At 64.7% G+C, this 16,146-nt stretch carries 15 protein-coding genes; 12 read left to right on the top strand and 3 right to left on the bottom strand.

Annotated elements, in window-relative coordinates:
* The first annotated feature begins 8 nt into the window (after positions 1-8).
* Genes hisI through Q0X68_RS04860 form a run of 4 tightly spaced genes read left to right on the top strand, consistent with a single transcriptional unit; the run spans position 9 to position 2,925 of the window.
* Entirely contained in the window at positions 9-338 is a 330-nt protein-coding gene (gene hisI / locus Q0X68_RS04875; RefSeq protein WP_297748368.1) for a phosphoribosyl-AMP cyclohydrolase, read from the top strand.
* Positions 335-1,810, top strand: a complete 1,476-nt coding sequence (locus Q0X68_RS04870) for an anthranilate synthase component I (RefSeq protein WP_297748365.1) — start codon at positions 335-337, stop codon at positions 1,808-1,810. The genes hisI and Q0X68_RS04870 overlap by 4 nt, the downstream gene beginning before the upstream one ends.
* Positions 1,801-2,178 (top strand): hypothetical protein, encoded by a 378-nt coding sequence (locus tag Q0X68_RS04865; protein WP_297748362.1) that lies wholly within the window; start codon positions 1,801-1,803, stop codon positions 2,176-2,178. The genes Q0X68_RS04870 and Q0X68_RS04865 overlap by 10 nt, the downstream gene beginning before the upstream one ends.
* 18 nt (positions 2,179-2,196) lie before the next feature.
* Positions 2,197-2,925, top strand: coding sequence for a cytochrome b5-like heme/steroid binding domain-containing protein (locus Q0X68_RS04860; RefSeq protein ID WP_297748360.1), 729 nt, complete (start codon positions 2,197-2,199; stop codon positions 2,923-2,925).
* Between the two features lie 109 nt (positions 2,926-3,034).
* On the opposite strand, the gene Q0X68_RS04855 is transcribed toward Q0X68_RS04860, so the two are convergent.
* Complete coding sequence (locus Q0X68_RS04855) at positions 3,035-3,901, bottom strand: A/G-specific adenine glycosylase (RefSeq protein WP_297748358.1); 867 nt, start codon at positions 3,899-3,901, stop codon at positions 3,035-3,037.
* Between the two features lie 81 nt (positions 3,902-3,982).
* Here Q0X68_RS04855 and Q0X68_RS04850 point away from each other — a divergent pair, with 81 nt between their 5' ends.
* The 3 genes from Q0X68_RS04850 (at position 3,983) to Q0X68_RS04840 (ending at position 5,267) form a co-directional block, all read left to right on the top strand.
* The gene (locus tag Q0X68_RS04850; RefSeq protein ID WP_108872467.1) at positions 3,983-4,195 is read left to right on the top strand and encodes an HGxxPAAW family protein; all 213 of its coding nucleotides are present in this window, start codon (positions 3,983-3,985) and stop codon (positions 4,193-4,195) included.
* The gene (gene trpC, locus Q0X68_RS04845) at positions 4,192-4,968 is read left to right on the top strand and encodes an indole-3-glycerol phosphate synthase TrpC (protein ID WP_297748355.1); all 777 of its coding nucleotides are present in this window, start codon (positions 4,192-4,194) and stop codon (positions 4,966-4,968) included. Before Q0X68_RS04850 ends, trpC begins: the two co-directional genes overlap by 4 nt.
* 104 nt (positions 4,969-5,072) lie before the next feature.
* Positions 5,073-5,267, top strand: coding sequence for a hypothetical protein (locus Q0X68_RS04840; protein ID WP_297748352.1), 195 nt, complete (start codon positions 5,073-5,075; stop codon positions 5,265-5,267).
* A gap of 162 nt (positions 5,268-5,429) precedes the next feature.
* Here the strand turns inward: Q0X68_RS04840 and Q0X68_RS04835 are convergent, their stop codons facing one another.
* Complete coding sequence (locus Q0X68_RS04835; protein ID WP_297748349.1) at positions 5,430-5,867, bottom strand: PIN domain-containing protein; 438 nt, start codon at positions 5,865-5,867, stop codon at positions 5,430-5,432.
* Between the two features lie 453 nt (positions 5,868-6,320).
* Between Q0X68_RS04835 and trpB the strand changes: the two genes are divergently transcribed.
* Genes trpB through Q0X68_RS04820 form a run of 3 tightly spaced genes read left to right on the top strand, consistent with a single transcriptional unit; the run spans position 6,321 to position 9,011 of the window.
* Positions 6,321-7,550, top strand: a complete 1,230-nt coding sequence (trpB, locus tag Q0X68_RS04830; protein ID WP_297748346.1) for a tryptophan synthase subunit beta — start codon at positions 6,321-6,323, stop codon at positions 7,548-7,550.
* Between the two features lies 1 nt (position 7,551).
* Positions 7,552-8,385 carry a tryptophan synthase subunit alpha gene (gene trpA, locus Q0X68_RS04825; RefSeq protein WP_297748343.1) on the top strand — a complete coding sequence of 278 codons (834 nt, stop codon included), beginning with the start codon at positions 7,552-7,554 and terminating at the stop codon, positions 8,383-8,385.
* Positions 8,382-9,011: an SCO family protein gene (locus Q0X68_RS04820; RefSeq protein WP_297748340.1), complete on the top strand. Its 630-nt coding sequence runs from the start codon at positions 8,382-8,384 to the stop codon at positions 9,009-9,011. Before trpA ends, Q0X68_RS04820 begins: the two co-directional genes overlap by 4 nt.
* Before the next feature lie 2 nt (positions 9,012-9,013).
* On the opposite strand, the gene Q0X68_RS04815 is transcribed toward Q0X68_RS04820, so the two are convergent.
* Positions 9,014-11,788, bottom strand: coding sequence for a DUF2804 family protein (locus Q0X68_RS04815; protein ID WP_297748337.1), 2,775 nt, complete (start codon positions 11,786-11,788; stop codon positions 9,014-9,016).
* Positions 11,789-11,946: 158 nt separating this feature from the next.
* Between Q0X68_RS04815 and dnaE the strand changes: the two genes are divergently transcribed.
* Together dnaE and Q0X68_RS04805 are read left to right on the top strand one after the other, a co-directional pair.
* Entirely contained in the window at positions 11,947-15,468 is a 3,522-nt protein-coding gene (gene dnaE, locus Q0X68_RS04810; protein ID WP_297748334.1) for a DNA polymerase III subunit alpha, read from the top strand.
* Positions 15,468-16,010, top strand: a complete 543-nt coding sequence (locus tag Q0X68_RS04805) for a hypothetical protein (RefSeq protein ID WP_297748330.1) — start codon at positions 15,468-15,470, stop codon at positions 16,008-16,010. Before dnaE ends, Q0X68_RS04805 begins: the two co-directional genes overlap by 1 nt.
* Positions 16,011-16,146 lie beyond the last annotated feature (136 nt).

The raw sequence follows: 16,146 nt of genomic DNA, 5'->3' as shown, positions 1-16,146 counted from the left end.
GCGGTTGAATGGGGGGTATGCCGGAGATCACCTTCAACAAAGACGGGCTCATCCCCGTCATCGCGCAAGACGCCGCCAACGGCGAAGTGCTCATGATGGCCTGGATGAACGAAGAAGCCTTGCACCTCACCCAAACCACCGGGCGCGCAACCTACTGGTCGCGCAGCCGCCAGGAACTCTGGGTCAAAGGCGAAACCTCCGGGCACACCCAAGAGGTCGTGTCGCTGTGGCTCGATTGCGACGGCGACACCATCCTCATGAAGGTCAACCAAGTGGGCGCCGCCTGCCACACCGGCACCCGCACTTGCTTCTCGAACCCCTTGGAGGTGCAAGCATGATCACCCTCGACAAATTCCGCGCCCGGGCAAGCCATCGTCGCGTCATCCCCGTGTGGCAAAAGCTCGTGGCCGACGACCTGACCCCCGTCGCCTTGTTCGACCAACTCTGCCGCGACCGCGCGGGCACCTTCCTGCTCGAATCCGCGGAAGCCGGAGCGCAGGGGCGGTGGTCGATCGTCGGCGTGCGCTCCGAGGCGACGCTCACCTCGCGGGCGGGCGAGGCCCACTGGAGTGGGCGCGACATCGCGGGCCTCGACGACCATGGCAGCCCGCTGACGTTGTTGCGCGACGCGTTGCAGGAACTCGCGACGGAGCCAGACCCCGACCTGCCACCCTTCCAGGCAGGCCTCGTGGGGTTCCTCGGCTACGACATCGTCCGCCACCTCGAACGCTTGCCGGAGCACACCGTCGACGACCTCAACCTCCCCGAGCTGCTGTTCCTGCTCACCAGCGAAGTCGCCATCCTCGACCACCAACAAGGCGAACTCTGGCTCGTCGCCAACGCCATCAACTGGGACGGCTCACCGGAACGCGTCGACCAAGCCTACGAGCGCGCCGTGCAAGCCATCGACGACATGCGCGCCCGAGTGTGCGATGCCCGACGCCCGCTCACCGCGACGCCCACCGAGCCCGCCGAAGTAGACATCCGACGCCAGCGCACCAGCGCCGAGTTCGAGGCCATCGTGCGGCAGGCACAAGAAGAAATCGCGGCGGGGGAGGCGTTCCAGATCGTTGCCTCGCAACGCTTCGACATCCCCACCAACGCGCACCCCTTCGACGTGTACCGCGCGCTGCGCACCACCAACCCCAGCCCCTACATGTACTACCTCAGCCTCGACGAGTTCTCGATCGTCGGGGCATCTCCCGAGGCGCTGGTGCAGGTGCGCGACGGTGTCGCCACCACGCGCCCCATCGCCGGCTCGCGCCCTCGTGGGGCCACCCCACACGAAGACCGCCAGCTCGCCGAAGAACTCGTCGCAGACGAGAAGGAGCGCGCAGAGCACATCATGCTGGTCGATCTCGGGCGCAACGATCTGGGGCGCATCTGCCAGCCCGGCAGCGTCGTCGTGGAGGAGATGCTCGAGGTGCATCGCTACTCGCACATCATGCACCTCGAAGCTGCGGTGACGGGGAAGCTGCGCGCCGACTGCAGCGCCCTCGATGCCGTGCTTGCCTGCTTCCCGGCGGGAACCCTTTCCGGTGCGCCCAAGGTGCGAGCGATGGAGATCATCGAACAGCTGGAGGTCACTCGTCGGGGCCTCTATGGCGGTGTCGTGGGCTACCTCGACTTCGCCGGCAACGCCGAGGTCGCCATCGCGATTCGCACCGCCGTGATTGCCGACGGCATCGCTCACGTCCAGGCGGGCGCCGGCGTCGTCAAGGACTCGGTGCCCTCGGCCGAGGACGCCGAGTGCTCCCACAAAGCCAGGGCAGTCATCACAGCGATCCAGAAGGCGGAGTCGTGGCGCTGACCTCGCGTGCATCGACGACGATCATCGGCCTGGTGGGCGCGGGTGGCGCGGCGATCGCTGGCAATTTCCTCGACGCGACGACCACGCGCGGCGTCGCCTGGGCAGGACTCGCTGCGATTGGGCTCAGCCTCATGCTGCACGGGCGTGGGCTGCGCGTGCTGGGAGTCGTGCTCGCGCTGCTTAGCGTGACGGGCATCGTCGTATCCGTGATGGAGCAGCCGTGGGTCGTGGTCGCTTTCGTGGCGCTGTTCGTGGCATCCGTGCTGTTCGTCACTGTTGGACCAACCTGGCGCACGCAGCGCCCTCCGCGGGTGCAGCAACGCAGCTTGTGGGAGGAGCTAGACAAAGGCGAAGACCCAACGCTGTGAGCCACTACGATTTCACTCATGGTTATTCTTGCCGGCCTTCCCCTGCACCCTCTGATCGTGCATCTTCCCGTCGTGCTGCTGCCGCTTGCCGCGCTGAGCATCATCTTCCTCACCGCTCAGCCGAAGGCACGCCGACGCATGGCGGTGCCGACCATCGTCGTACTCGCGGTGGGGTTCATCTCGACGATCATCGCGAAACAGACCGGCGAGGCGCTTGCACCATACGTCGGGGGCGAACCCACCACCCACGCCGAACTAGGGCGTTGGTTGGTGTGGGCTTCGCTGCTGTTCCTCGTAGTCGGGGGCGGTTGGTTGTGGTGGGTACGCCACGACGTACGTATCGCCGGTAAATCAGACCAAACCGCCCGGATGAAGTTGCTCGGGGGAATGATCTCGTCGTTCATCGGCCTCGGCGTGTTGGCACTCACAGTCACCGTCGGGCATCTCGGGGCCCAGGCCACCTGGATGGACGTCGTCAACCCTCCGAGCAAGCCCACGCAGACGGCCCCGAACGGCGTCACCATGCTGGAAGTGTCCAAGCATGCTTCCCCCGACGACTGCTGGGTTGCTGTGGCCGGGAACGCTTACGACTTGAGCGACTGGCTGCCTCGCCACCCGGGTGGCCCCAGCAAGATCGGTCGAATCTGCGGCACTGACGCCACTGCCGAGTTCACTAAGAAGCACGGCGAAGAGCAGCGGCCGCACACCACGCTCGAGCAGTACAAGATAGGCCCGGTAGTGGGGTAACCGCCGGCGCAAGTCGAGAATTCGACCGTTATCCTCCACACGCGGCAAATATTGCCCAGAATGCGCCGATTATTTCCGCACGTGGAGGATAACGGTCACTTTTTGGAGATCACCGCGGCAGGCTGAGCCCCTCCGGGGTGCTTTCCACGAGCCCATCGGCCACGAGCGACGCCACTGCGCGCTCGCGCTGCACAGCATCGGGCCACAGCGCCTCGACATCGGCTTCGGCAAGCGGCCCGTCGGCCGCCCGCAACGCCCCCAACACCTTCCCACGGGCCTGACGGTCGCTGCCCTCGAACTTCGCCTGTCGCGGCCTCCCTGTTGGGGCATTGTCCGGTTTGCCCGCCCGCACCCAGGCGCATCGGAGCTGCAGCGGACACGCGTCGCAAGCCGGCGACTTGCTCGTGCACACCAGTGTACCGAGCTCCATGAGCGCCGCGTCGACGAGCCCTGCCTCATCCGGATCAGCGGGTAGCAGCCGTTCCACATCACTCAGGTCGCTCCGCCTCGCACCGGCCTGATTGGCCAGGCCATGCACGTAACGAGCCACCACTCGTCGAACATTCGTATCCACGACAGGATGTCGCTGACGGTAGTGGAACACGGCGACGGCGCGCGCGGTGTAATCACCGACGCCGGGCAACGCGAGCAGGGCTTCCACGTCGTCGGGCACCTCGCCGTCGTGTCGCTCGACGATCTCCCGCGCAGCCTGCTGCAGGCGCAGTGCACGGCGCGGATAGCCCAGATTTCCCCACGCGCGCAGCACGTCAGCGGTGGGAGCTGCGGCCAGGGCAGCCGGCGTCGGCCACCTCGTGAGCCACTGATCAATCTCGACGGCGACCCGCGAGGCCTGCGTCTGTTGCAGCATGATCTCGCTCACCAGCGTGCCCCAGGCAGGAAAGTTCGGGCGCCGCCATGGCAGGTCGCGGGCATACTGCGCGTACCAAGGAGCGAGCAGGCTGTAGGGGTCGGTCATCGGGGATCACTCTAGGCGGCGTGCATGCGCCGTCGCATCCGCGTCAGTTGCGGTATTGTCCTGGTCGTAGCGAAGAAAGGGATGAGGATGGCGAGCACAGCCCGTTACTACCACCATGGTCAGAGCCCCGCGGCTTGGACCGGCAGCATTCTGGCAGCGATCGGTTTTATCATCGCCTTCATTGGAGTCATGCTCGGCCCCTCCTGGGTGGTCGTCATCATCGGTGGTGGCGTGGTGCTGCTCGCCGGCCTTGTCACGATGGTGATGAAGGCGATGGGCCTCGGCCAGCCGTGAGTGTCCTCGACTCCATCATCGCCGGGGTTCGTGTCGACATGGACGAACGCCGGAACCGCGTCCCTCTCACGACGCTCGAGGAGCAGCTCGAGGCGTGCCCGCCAACGCGCAATCCTATGCCCGCGTTTCGCGGTGATGGACTGAGCGTCATTGCGGAAGTGAAGCGCAAGTCGCCGTCGAAGGGCGCGCTCGCTGCCATCGACGATCCGGCCGCGCTGGCACACGAGTACGAGGCGGGCGGCGCGTCGGCCATCTCCGTGCTCACCGAGCAGCGACGGTTTGGCGGTTCGCTCGACGACCTCGACGCCGTGCGGGCCCGCGTGGACATCCCGGTGCTGCGCAAGGATTTCATGGTCGACGAGTACCAGTTCCTCGAGGCGTGCGTGCATGGTGCTGACCTCGTGCTCCTCATCGTCGCAGCGCTCACCGACGCCGAGCTCGCTCGCTTCCTCCAGCTGGCCCACGATCTGCAGCTCACCCCGTTGGTGGAAGTGCACACTGTCGAGGAAGCCGACCGCGCGCTCACTGCCGGAGCGGAACTCGTCGGCGTCAACAACCGCAACCTGAAAACCCTCGACGTGGACCTCGCCAACTTTGGCCGGCTCGCCAGCCACATCGGCGACGGCGTGGTCCGCGTTGCCGAATCGGGCATTTTCACCCCCGACGACGCCCGCCGCGTGCGCGACGAGGGCGCTGACGTGATCCTCGTCGGCGAGGCGCTCGTTCGGCACGGCCAGCCGAGACAGGCCGTCAGAGCGCTGAGTGCCGGGTAGCTGTAGATTTTTTGCATCAACCATGCGCGACATGCCTGGTTCGTCGCCCACGACGGTTGTGGGTTGAGTCACCGACGGCACGCTCCAGATTGGAGGAGGCACCTATGTCTCGAACGGCTGAGTTGCGGTTTCTGCTGGCGAAGTGGACGGTGATCCTCGCAGCGTCGATCGTCTTGGTCGTGGCGTTCTGGCCCCAGTTCCTGCCCGTTGCCGTGTTCAGCATCTTTATTGTCGTCGCTCTCTACAAGATCACCGTACTGCTTCGGAAACGCGCCACTATCACAAGGGCTACCCCGTAAGTACATGCGGGCGTCGAGGCAATTACCGAAGCCAGCTAGCACTTACTGCCAGCAACGAGCATGTTATTGAGAAGAGCCTTCGGGCACAGATGGCCGTGATAGATCGCTCTGGGTGATTCCTCGAACTAGTCGCTGGGTAGTCCTCGCATGTTCAGAGGTACGTCAGGAGGTCGCTTCCGAGAGAAAAAGAGCGACCCGATCAGTGGTCCAGGTGGAGACCCCCGTACCGAAGAAATCCTGGTCTTCGGTCCAGATCGGGCAGCCCAGGGTGAGTGCTGCGGCGAGGATCGGCCAGTCCTTCGCATCGCGCGCGCCAATGCGAGCCATCGCGTCTGACTGAGCTTCAGCGTATGTTGCTTCGGAGAGCGGGAAGATCAGGGCCTCGAACTGATCCAGCACCTCGAGCGCAGCAGCGGGGTCGATTCCGCGACGCTCAAGCAGGCCGGGAAGGTAGCGGCGCGCGTCGTCGAAACATTCTTGTGGTGTGAAGAAATCGACGGCGTCGAGATGGTCCAGAACGAGTTCTCGCACCCGGGTGCCCAGCACGAGACGGATCAGGATGTTGGCGTCTACAACGACGGCGCGACGGGAATCTGTCATTGCGAACTGCGAGCGGCTGCGTAGTCGGCCACCACCTCATCAGCGGTCACGCCGTTTTGTGCGAGGAGCGTGTCCAGCTTGTGCGCTGCCGAGCGTAACGAGGCGACCTGAGTGTTTCGGTCAACAGCTGTTGGGATGAACCAACCGACGGTGACTCCGTGGCGAGTCACTGCCACGGGCTCGGACGAAGCTATGTAATGGGCTAGTCCAGCCCGGAATTCCCTGATGCCTACAGAGCTACTCATGGTGACTCCTTTCGTGTATCTATGTGTACACAATACGTCACCTCAAGAGGTGAAACCAACGGTCGATACTGGCATAACTGGAATCAATCGAGCAGCCTTTCTGGAGGCACTCCACTACGTACCGGCAGCTTCCACACCGCTGCTTCAGCCCGCACCCCAACGGACAGCATCCACGACCTCGCCGGCAAGTACAGCTAGTGTTGCCTCCATGACTTCACTTCCCGACGAGCTGGGCCACTTCGGCCGGTACGGGGGCAAGTTCGTCCCCGAAGCGCTGCAAGCCGCCCTACTGGAACTGCAACAGGCCTTCGCCGACGCACAGGCCGACCCCAGCTTCGGTGAGGAGCTTCGTCGGCTCCAACACGACTACTCTGGTCGCCCGACACCGGTCACCCTCGCCAAGCGCTTTTCCGAACACGCCGGCAACGCCGAGGTGTACCTCAAGCGCGAGGATCTGAACCACACCGGCGCGCACAAGATCAACAACGTGCTGGGGCAAGCGCTACTCACCAAACGCATGGGCAAGCGTCGCGTGATCGCTGAAACTGGCGCTGGGCAGCACGGAGTCGCGACGGCCACCGCTGCCGCGCTGTTCGGGCTCGAATGCCGCGTGTACATGGGCGAGGTGGACACGCAACGCCAGGCGCTCAACGTCGCACGCATACAGCTGCTCGGCGCCGAAGTGGTCGCCGTAGCCGCTGGTTCGCGCACCCTGAAAGACGCCATGAACGAAGCCATGCGCGACTGGGTGACCACCGTCGACGACACCCACTACCTCATCGGCACCGTCAGCGGGCCGCATCCGTTCCCCACCATGGTGCGGGAGTTCCAGCGCGTCATCTCGACGGAGTCACGGGCGCAGATGCTCGAGCGGTTCGGCGGCCTGCCCACCCACGTCGTCGCGTGTGTGGGTGGCGGATCCAACGCCATCGGCCAGTTCTACGATTTCATCGACGACGACGTCGCCCTGCTGGGTATTGAAGCGGGGGGAGACGGTGTCGAGACGGGCCGCCACTCCGCCACGATTGGTGCCGGCTCGCCCGGCGTGTTGCACGGCACCCGCACGTACGTGCTGCAAGACGAGGACGGCCAGACGATCGAATCGCACTCCATCTCCGCTGGCCTCGACTACCCAGGGGTTGGCCCAGAGCACGCGTGGCTCGCCGATACCGGGCGCGCCATCTACGAATCGGTCACCGACACCGAAGCGATGGACGCCTTCAAACTGCTCACCCAGACCGAGGGCATCATCCCGGCCATTGAGTCGGCGCACGCACTCGCCGGCGCGCTGCGCCTGGGCCGTCGGCTGGCCGAGGAGGCACCGTCGACGACACCCCGCATCCTGGTGTGTCTGTCGGGGCGAGGCGACAAGGACACATCGACCGCATTCGACTGGTTCGGGCTAACCGGCGAGCCCGACCTGAAGGTAGGTGCCTGACATGGCGTACCCCGAACACCGCCTCGGTAAGTCCGGGCGCATCGTCGCGCGCTGCCTCGACGAAAGCCGCGCGGCGACCGTCGGCTACTATCCGGTTGGATATCCCGACGTCGAACGCTCCATGCAGGCGATGGAAGCCATCGTCGAAGGCAGCGACGGACGCGGCGCAGATATGGTGGAGATCGGCATCCCGTATTCCGACCCGCTGATGGATGGCAAAGTTATTCAGCGCGCCGCCACCCACGCATTGCAGGGCGGGGTACGCACCCGCGACGTGTTCCGCGCCGCCGAGCGCGTGGCGCAGGCAGGCGCCACGCCGCTCACGATGACCTACTGGAACCTCATCGAAGCCTACGGCGTCGACGCCTTCGCGCGTGACTTCGCCAACGCGGGCGGCGGGGGAGTCATCACCCCTGATCTGCCAGCCGACGATTGCGAAGAGTGGATGGCGGCCACCGACGCGCACGGTCTCGACCGCATCTTCCTCATCGCTCCGTCGTCCACCGATGAGCGGCTCACGATGACGATGCAGGCCTCGCGCGGGTGGGTGTACGCCACGTCAGTGATGGGCGTCACGGGTGCACGTCAGCAGACGTCCGAGGCGGCGCCACGCATCGTCGAGCGGGCGCGGGCAGCGGACCCCACCATTCCGGTGGGCATCGGACTCGGCATCTCGAACGGCCAGCAGGCGCACGAGACAGCCGCATTCGCCGACCTCGTGATCGTGGGCTCGGCGCTCATCGCCACGATCGAGAACGCATCAGATTTCAGCTCCGGGCTTGCTGATTTACGCGCGCTTGCTGGCGACATCGCTGCGGGCGGGAGCAAACAGTGATTTCGCGACGCCACCTCATCACCGGAGCCGCCGGGCTCTCCCTCGTCGCCGCCTGCAGCGACGCTGACAAGGGTGCGGCCACCGTGGAAGGCGCCTCCACTGACAGCGCCTTCCACGGCACGCAGATTCCTGACGGGTGGGAGCTCCCCGACGTCGAACTCACCGACCAGCACGGCAAACCGTTCAATCTCCGCACCGGTTGGAGCACCCCCGCCGCCGCTCTGTTCTTCGGGTATCTCAACTGCCCCGACGTGTGCCCGGGCATCATGGCCGATATGGCTACGGCGAAGCGGCGCCTCGGGGACGCCTCGCAAATCACACCCATCTTGGTCACCACGGATCCGGCCCGCGACACACCGGACGCACTCCGCCAATACCTCGCCCGGGTGGACGACACGTTCGTCGGCCTCACCGGCGACCTCGACACGATCATGGACGCAGGCAACCAACTCCATATCGCGATTGAGAAGGGCAAACAACTGCCGAGCGGCGGGTACGAGGTGGATCACTCGACGCAAGTGCTCGGCGTTGGCAGCGACAAGCGAGTGCACGTGGTGTGGACCACGCTAGGGCTCGACGTGGGGAATCTGCGCGAGGATTACGAGCGTCTTATCGCCGAGGCTTAACCTCACCAGCGGTTGCGAACATCCTCTGCCCACCCAGTGAGGCCATCCACGCGGATGGATTCGCCGTCGAGGCGCAGCGAGCCTGACCAGGTGCCGAACGCCTGATTCGTGTTGGAGGAGAGAACACCGAGCTGCGTGGACGCCGTGCGCAGGTGGAACGGCTTGAACCGTAGATCGATGCCTTCGCCTCGCACCCGCCAGGGCTGCTTGAAGTTCGTGGCGTCGTAGTCCCACAGCAGTTCTTGGCTGATTTTGTGCAGGGTGTTCCCGAGGACGACGGCGTTCTCGGTGCTGCCGGTACCGTCGGTCCACTTGCCGCCGAGCTGAATGGCGAGGTGTTGCTTGCCGAGCCTGCCCGCACCCACGCCCCAATTCCAGTGCACCGAGTAGGGCCAGCGGCCCCGACCGTGGTCGAGGGTGGCGAAGGCCTCCGGGCCGGACACGTTGTGCGCCTCATTCCCAATCCAAATGGTTCCCGTGGCGCGTCGGCCCACATCCTTCACCGTGTATTGGAAGGTCTGCTCATCCCAAGGTACGACGACGCCGAGCATGTCGCGCTCCTCATCGAGGTGCGCGATGATGTCGAACGCTACATCGCCCGCTTGGCCGCGCAGACGCGCGCCGGAAGATACTTCGTCGAATCGCAGCATGAGCTTCCGGGTGCGCCCGTAGCTGCGTCCTTCGCCAATCGTGCCGGGTAGTTCGATCTGCCCACCCAGCGGGATGGTCGCGTCGGCGACCCACTCCTGGCCAGTGGCTCGATCGGCGAGGTAGAAGCCGAGCACGCCTGCGTAGTCGAGGTGCGCGATGGTGAGTCCGAGCACGTGCGTCGGCGTGGTCACACCCCAGTGCTCCCACCGTTTGTTGCGCCCGGGTCGACGCAGCCCGCCGATGCCGTCGGTGCGCACCAGGGGAGCCCTGCTCCAAGCCACGGCGGAGGCATTGAGTGTGCCGTCGGGCATGGTGAGGTTCACCGGTTCGGTGAGTTCACGCTCAGCGACTGGGAAGGCGCGCGGTTCCTCGCCGAGCGAGCGTCGGAAGGCCTCGTCAAGGGATGCCATGATGGCCAGGGAGCGGGCTTCGTCGAGCTTCACGACGCGCCGGTCGTAGGTGACCAGGCCATTCGTCTCTTCCTCGACGTCGCTCAGCTGCGTGTAGATGATGGCGCTCAATCCGCGCTCCACGGCATCAGCGATTTCGGTGCGGTGCAGCTTTTCGTAGGCGAGCTCGAACTTGCCGCCGCTGACGTACCGCTTGTAACCGAATTCCTTTTCGACGGCGACGTGCCCTGGCACGCGGTGCGAGTAGCCGCCGTACTCCGTCAGCGCGAGTGCTCGGCCGTCAGTAAAGTCGTCGGCGGTGGGGCGATACGCCTTCGTGTACACGTGCTGACTACGGAAATCGCCGCCGCCCTGATCGAACCAGCCGGAAGCGTGGTCGACGGGGCGCGACGGGTCCAGCTCGCGCAGCCTGCGGGCGGCGTCGAGGGCATCGAACTGCCCCCAGCCTTCATTGAAAGGCACCCACACCGCAACCGACGGCGACGCTTTCAGCAGAGCGACGGTGCCCTCCAGCTCCGCGCGATACTCCTCCCGGCCTGCCGCATCCTTGCGCCCCATGAGTCCGTGGCGGGTATCGTCCACCTTCTTCGGCGCGTCGTTGGGGCCGTGGGGGAGCAGTCGCGACGGCTTCGTGCCGCCATTGACCATGTCCTGCCACACGAGCATGCCGATACGATCGCAGTGGTGATACCAACGAAGCGGCTCCACCTTGATGTGCTTGCGCAGCGTATTGAAGCCCAGGCTCTTTGCGAGTGCGACGTCGTAGGCGAGCGCCTCGTCGGATGGTGCGGTGAGCAGGCCGTCGGGCCAATAGCCCTGGTCGAGCAGGCCCTTCACGAGGAAGGGCTCGTCGTTGAGGAACACGCGCATGTGCCCGCGTGGGTCCTTCGCCACGCGCACCTCGCGCATACCGAAGTAGCTGGACACTTCGTCGGTGCCCAGGCGTACCTGCACGTCGTGCAGGAACGGGTCGTTCGGGCTCCAGCGTCGGGCACCAGGCAACCGCACGGTAGTGGGGGTATTGGTGTCCATCTCCACCTCGGCAAGCTGCGTGCCCTCGGCGGAGATCGCGACGGTGGCGCGGCCAGGCTTCGGAGCACGCACGGTGACCTCAACCTCGTCGCTGGCGAGGCGGGGTGTGTAGTCGACGCCCTCAACGTGCTGTTCAGGCACAGATTCCAGCCAGACGGTCTGCCAGATACCGGAGCTCGGCGTGTACCAAATACCGCCCGGTGTGAGCGACTGCTTGCCGCGGGATCGGTACGACGTGTCGGTGACGTCGCGAACCCGCACGACGATCTCGTGCTCGTCGCGATGGAGGTGGTCGGTGATGTCGAGTGTGAACGGCAGCACGCCTCCGCGGTGCTCGCCTGCGGGGGTGCCGTCGATCCAGACGTGGCAGTCCTGGTCGACGGCACCGAAATGCAGCAGCACTCGCCCGTCGCCGAAGCTCTCGGGGAGGGTGAACGTGCGGCGGTACCACCCGAATTCGTCGGGTTGCAGGATGCGCAGCACACCAGACAGCGGCGCTTCCGGTGCGAAGGGCACCAGGATTGAGCGGTCGAACTGGGGGCGAGCACCGTCGTCGACGGTGCTGACGGCGTAGTCCCACGTGCCATTGAGGTTGAGGTAGGAGTCGCGAACCAGCTGCGGGCGCGGGTAGTCCTGCAATACGGCGTCGTTGTCGAGGGCTTCGCCCCAGGGCGTGGTCAACATGGCGATGAGTCTAGTTGGCGCAGACGCGGTTGGACGCCGGCCTCGCCGACCTCACTCGCGAAATCGCTACACGCGCAACGGCGACGCGTTGTCCGGCCCTCGAGCTTCCCGCAATGGAGCAGGTAGAGTAGCTGCGCCAGCCAACCGAGAGGACAGTCGTGGCCGACACGTTCGTGCACCTACACAACCACACCGAGTTTTCCATGCTCGACGGTGCCGCCAGGGTGAACGACCTGTTCGAAAACGCCGAGAAGATGGGCATGCCGTCGCTGGCGATCACCGACCACGGCAACCTGTACGGCGCCTACGAGTTCTACAAGGCGTCGAAGAACTACAACGTCAAGCCCATCATCGGGCTCGAGGCGTACCTCACTCCGCGCACGCACCGCAGCGAACGCAAGCGCGTGCAGTTCGGCGACGGCACCGGCGACGACGTCGCCTCCAAGGGCGCCTATACCCATATGACGATGTGGGCCGAAAACAAAGACGGGATGCACAACCTGTTCCGCCTCTCCACCCGTAGCTCGCTCGAGGGCTTCTTCTACAAACCGCGTGCCGACCGCGAACTGCTCAACGAATACGGTCGAGGATTGATCGCGACGACGGGGTGCCCGTCGGGTGAAATCCAAACCTTTCTGCGGCTCGGGCAGTACAACAACGCGCGCGAAGCAGCCGGCGAGTTCCAGGACATCTTTGGCAAGGGCAACTTCTACGTCGAGCTCATGGACCACGGCCTCGATATCGAGACAAACGTCCGCAAAGATCTGCTCCGGTTATCGAAAGAGCTCAACCTCCCGCTCGTCGCGACGAACGACCTTCACTACGTGCACAAGGATGACGCCGACGCCCACGACACGCTGCTGTGCGTCTCATCGGGTGCGCGGAAGGCACAGACCGACCGGTTCATGTTCAACGGCTCTGGCTACTACCTGAAGTCTCCTGAGGAGATGCGCGAGCTCTTCCGCGAGCACCCGGATGCATGCGACAACACCCTCGCCATCGCGGAGCGCTGCGAAACCGTTTTTGACGAGGGCATCGGCATCTACATGCCCGTATTCCCGGTGCCCGACGGCGAGACGGAGGAATCCTGGTTCCACAAAGAAGTGCAAAGCGGGCTCGAATACCGCTACCCGGGCGGCATTCCGCGCGAAGTCCAGGAGCGCGCCGACTTCGAGTCGGGCATCATCACCCAGATGGGGTTCAACGGCTACTTCCTCGTCGTGGCCGACTTCATCAACTGGGCGAAGAACAACGGCATTTACGTCGGCCCTGGACGTGGCTCGGGTGCTGGTTCCATGTGTGCCTACGCGATGCGCATCACCGACCTCGACCCGATCGAACACGGCCTGTTCTTCGAGCGATTCCTGAACCCAGAGCGCGTCTCCATGCCCGACTTCGACATCGACTTCGACGATCGACGTCGCGGCGAGGTGATCGAGTACGTCACCGAGAAGTACGGCCAGGACAAGGTGGCGCAGATCATCACCTACGGCTCCATTAAGGCCAAGGCTGCGGTGAAAGACTCCGCGCGTGTGCTCGACATGCCGTTCGCGGTGGGCGAGAAGATCACCAAGGCCATGCCGCCGGACGTCATGGGCAAGGGCATCCCGCTGCCGCAACTCTTCGACGAGAACCACCCGCGCTATGCGGAGGGCACGGAGTTCCGTGAGCTGTACCAACAAGACCCGGATGTGAAGACCGTCGTCGATACCGCCATGGGCATCGAGGGCCTCAAACGCCAGTGGGGCGTGCACGCGGCCGGCGTCATCATGTCGCGTGATCCGCTCATCGATATCATCCCGCTCATGCGCCGTGAATCCGACGGTGCCATCATCACGCAATTCGATTACCCGGGCTGTGAATCGCTTGGGCTCATCAAGATGGACTTCCTGGGGCTGCGTAACCTCACCATCTTGGGCGATGCCATCGAGAACATCGAACGCAACACCGGCGACAAGATTGACCTAGAACAGCTCCCGCTCGACGACGTCGCCACCTATGAGCTGCTGGCAGCGGGTGACACGCTCGGCGTCTTCCAGCTCGACGGTGGCCCCATGCGCGCGCTCCTGCGCTCCATGCAGCCAGACTCGTTCTCCGACATCTCGGCTGTCGTCGCGCTCTACCGCCCCGGCCCCATGGGCGCGGATTCGCACAACAAGTACGCCAGGCGCAAAACCGGGCGCGAGGCCGTCGTGCCGATTCATCCCGAGCTCGAGGAGCCGCTGGCCGACATCCTTGGCGAAACGTACGGCCTGATCGTCTACCAGGAGCAGGTCATGTCGATCGCGCAGCGCGTCGCCGGCTACTCGCTGGGCGGCGCTGACATGCTGCGACGCGCTATGGGCAAGAAGAAGAAAGCCGAACTCGACAAGCAATACGTCACGTTCGAAGCGGGCATGAAGGAGCGAGGCTACTCCGCCGAGTGCATCACGACGTTGTGGGAAATCCTGGTTCCGTTCTCCGACTACGCCTTCAACAAGTCGCACTCCGCCGCCTATGGCCTCGTCGCGTACTGGACGGCCTACCTGAAGGCGCACTATCCGACGGAGTACATGGCCGCACTGCTGCAATCTGTGCGCGACGATAAGGACAAGCTCTCCATCTATCTCAACGAGTGTCGACACATGGGCATCCAGGTGCTGCTGCCCGACGTGAACTCGTCGGAGGTGGCGTTCACACCGGTGGGCAAGGACATCCGCTTCGGTCTGGGCGCTATCCGCAACGTCGGCGACAAAGTGGTGAAGGCATGGCTGGCAGAGCGCGACGAGCTGGGCCCGGCGAGCGACTTCAACGATTTCCTCGACAAGGCGCCGCTCCAATTCTGTTCGAAGCGCATCATCGAATCGCTCATCCGCGGCGGCGCGTTCGACGAGCTGGGGCACACCCGTCGCGCGCTCATGTCCGTGTATGAGGAAGCCGTCGATTCCATCATCGACGTGAAACGCAACGCCGCCAACGGGCAGGACGACCTCTTCGGCCTCGCCGTCGACGATGACGCCCAGCAGATGGAACACGTCGCGGTGCCCGATCTGGATGAGTGGGACAGGAAGACGAAGCTCGCGTTCGAGCGCGACATGCTCGGTCTCTACGTCTCCGACCATCCCCTCAACGGGCTGGAACACGTCATCGCCGAGCACAGCGACCGCACGATTGCATCCACCGCCGGCGAGGATGCCTTTACGGGTAGCACCACGCTGTGCGGGTTGATCACCAGCGTCAACCGCCGGGTCAACAAACACGGCGCCATCTGGGCGCAAGTCACGCTCGAAGACCTCACCACCGGTATCGAGGTCACGGTGTTCCCACGTGTGTACGAGCGGGTTTCGGGCATCTTGGAGCCGGACAACATCGTTGCTATCGAAGGCGTCGTGGAAGCGGGGGAGGACCGGGGACGGATGCGCGCCCAGAACGTCACCGCTCCCCACGTGAACAGCGATGGTGCCGTCGGCCCGGTGATCATCACCATGGCTGAGACGCGTTGCACGCCGAAGCTGGTGGCAGACCTCAAGCGGGTCATCTCGTCCTATCCCGGCAGCGCCGAGGTGCACGTCGAGGTGAAGGGCAAGGCGCGTACCACGGTGTTCCGGCTCTCCGACGGGTTCCACGTGCAGCTCTCGTCCCCACTGTTCGCTGACCTGAAGGCGCTGCTCGGCCCCACCTCCGTGAGGATGGCGCACTGATGCGGCAAGACGCAGGGCGCGGCATTTGGGAACGCTCCGGTTGGCGGGCGCTGGCGCAGCTGATCGTCTGCGCAGCAGCGGGCGTGCTCGCCGGAGTGGTATGGGTTTCGCTCGCACCCAGGGCGCACTACCTCGTCGGCGAGGATTTGCACGCGACGATGTCCGAGCGCGCGTACGCCGAAATCATCGGTGGCGACGCCATGTTCGTGATCATTACCGCCATCGTCGGAGTGCTACTCGGGTTACTCACGTGGGCATGGTTCAGTAGGCGCAGCTGGCATGTGGTCGTGCTGAGCGTGATCGGCGCGCTCGTGATGACGCTCACCGCCTGGCCTGTGGGGGAGCTCATCGGTGGATCGGGCTTGACCGATCGCATCGCCATGGCGAACGTCGGCGACTACGTGCAGATGGATCTGGTGCTGCACGCCCACAGCGCGCTCGCCGTCGGGCCATTCTTCGCCATCACACCGGTGATGTTGCTGTCGGCGTTCCTGCCAGAACGCTCTGTGGACGCCCCGGAATCCGAGGATGACGACGGGTAAACTCACTTGGCGTGCTTCGAGTAGTAGATCTGCGAGACAACCAGGACGGATACCGCGCGCTGTTGCCGCGTGCTGAGTTCAATGTTGAACCTGTCTCTTATACACATCTGACGCTGCCGACGACTCCTTACGTGTA

Origin of the sequence: uncultured Tessaracoccus sp. (assembly GCF_947286155.1) — a bacterium.
Classification (GTDB): domain Bacteria; phylum Actinomycetota; class Actinomycetes; order Propionibacteriales; family Propionibacteriaceae; genus Arachnia.
Note: the sequence above shows the minus strand (reverse complement) of the source record. Positions and strands in the feature narration are given on the sequence as shown.

What these genes read in the sequence shown, in the direction of transcription:
- hisI (WP_297748368.1), top strand. Translation starts at nt 9, where the DNA reads ATGGGGGGTATGCCGGAGATCACCTTCAACAAAGACGGGCTCATCCCC.
- Q0X68_RS04870 (WP_297748365.1), top strand. Translation starts at nt 335, where the DNA reads ATGATCACCCTCGACAAATTCCGCGCCCGGGCAAGCCATCGTCGCGTC.
- Q0X68_RS04860 (WP_297748360.1), top strand. Translation starts at nt 2,197, where the DNA reads ATGGTTATTCTTGCCGGCCTTCCCCTGCACCCTCTGATCGTGCATCTT.
- Q0X68_RS04855 (WP_297748358.1), bottom strand. Translation starts at nt 3,901, where the DNA reads ATGACCGACCCCTACAGCCTGCTCGCTCCTTGGTACGCGCAGTATGCC.
- Q0X68_RS04850 (WP_108872467.1), top strand. Translation starts at nt 3,983, where the DNA reads ATGAGGATGGCGAGCACAGCCCGTTACTACCACCATGGTCAGAGCCCC.
- Q0X68_RS04840 (WP_297748352.1), top strand. Translation starts at nt 5,073, where the DNA reads ATGTCTCGAACGGCTGAGTTGCGGTTTCTGCTGGCGAAGTGGACGGTG.
- Q0X68_RS04835 (WP_297748349.1), bottom strand. Translation starts at nt 5,867, where the DNA reads ATGACAGATTCCCGTCGCGCCGTCGTTGTAGACGCCAACATCCTGATC.
- trpB (WP_297748346.1), top strand. Translation starts at nt 6,321, where the DNA reads ATGACTTCACTTCCCGACGAGCTGGGCCACTTCGGCCGGTACGGGGGC.
- trpA (WP_297748343.1), top strand. Translation starts at nt 7,552, where the DNA reads ATGGCGTACCCCGAACACCGCCTCGGTAAGTCCGGGCGCATCGTCGCG.
- Q0X68_RS04815 (WP_297748337.1), bottom strand. Translation starts at nt 11,788, where the DNA reads ATGTTGACCACGCCCTGGGGCGAAGCCCTCGACAACGACGCCGTATTG.
- Q0X68_RS04805 (WP_297748330.1), top strand. Translation starts at nt 15,468, where the DNA reads ATGCGGCAAGACGCAGGGCGCGGCATTTGGGAACGCTCCGGTTGGCGG.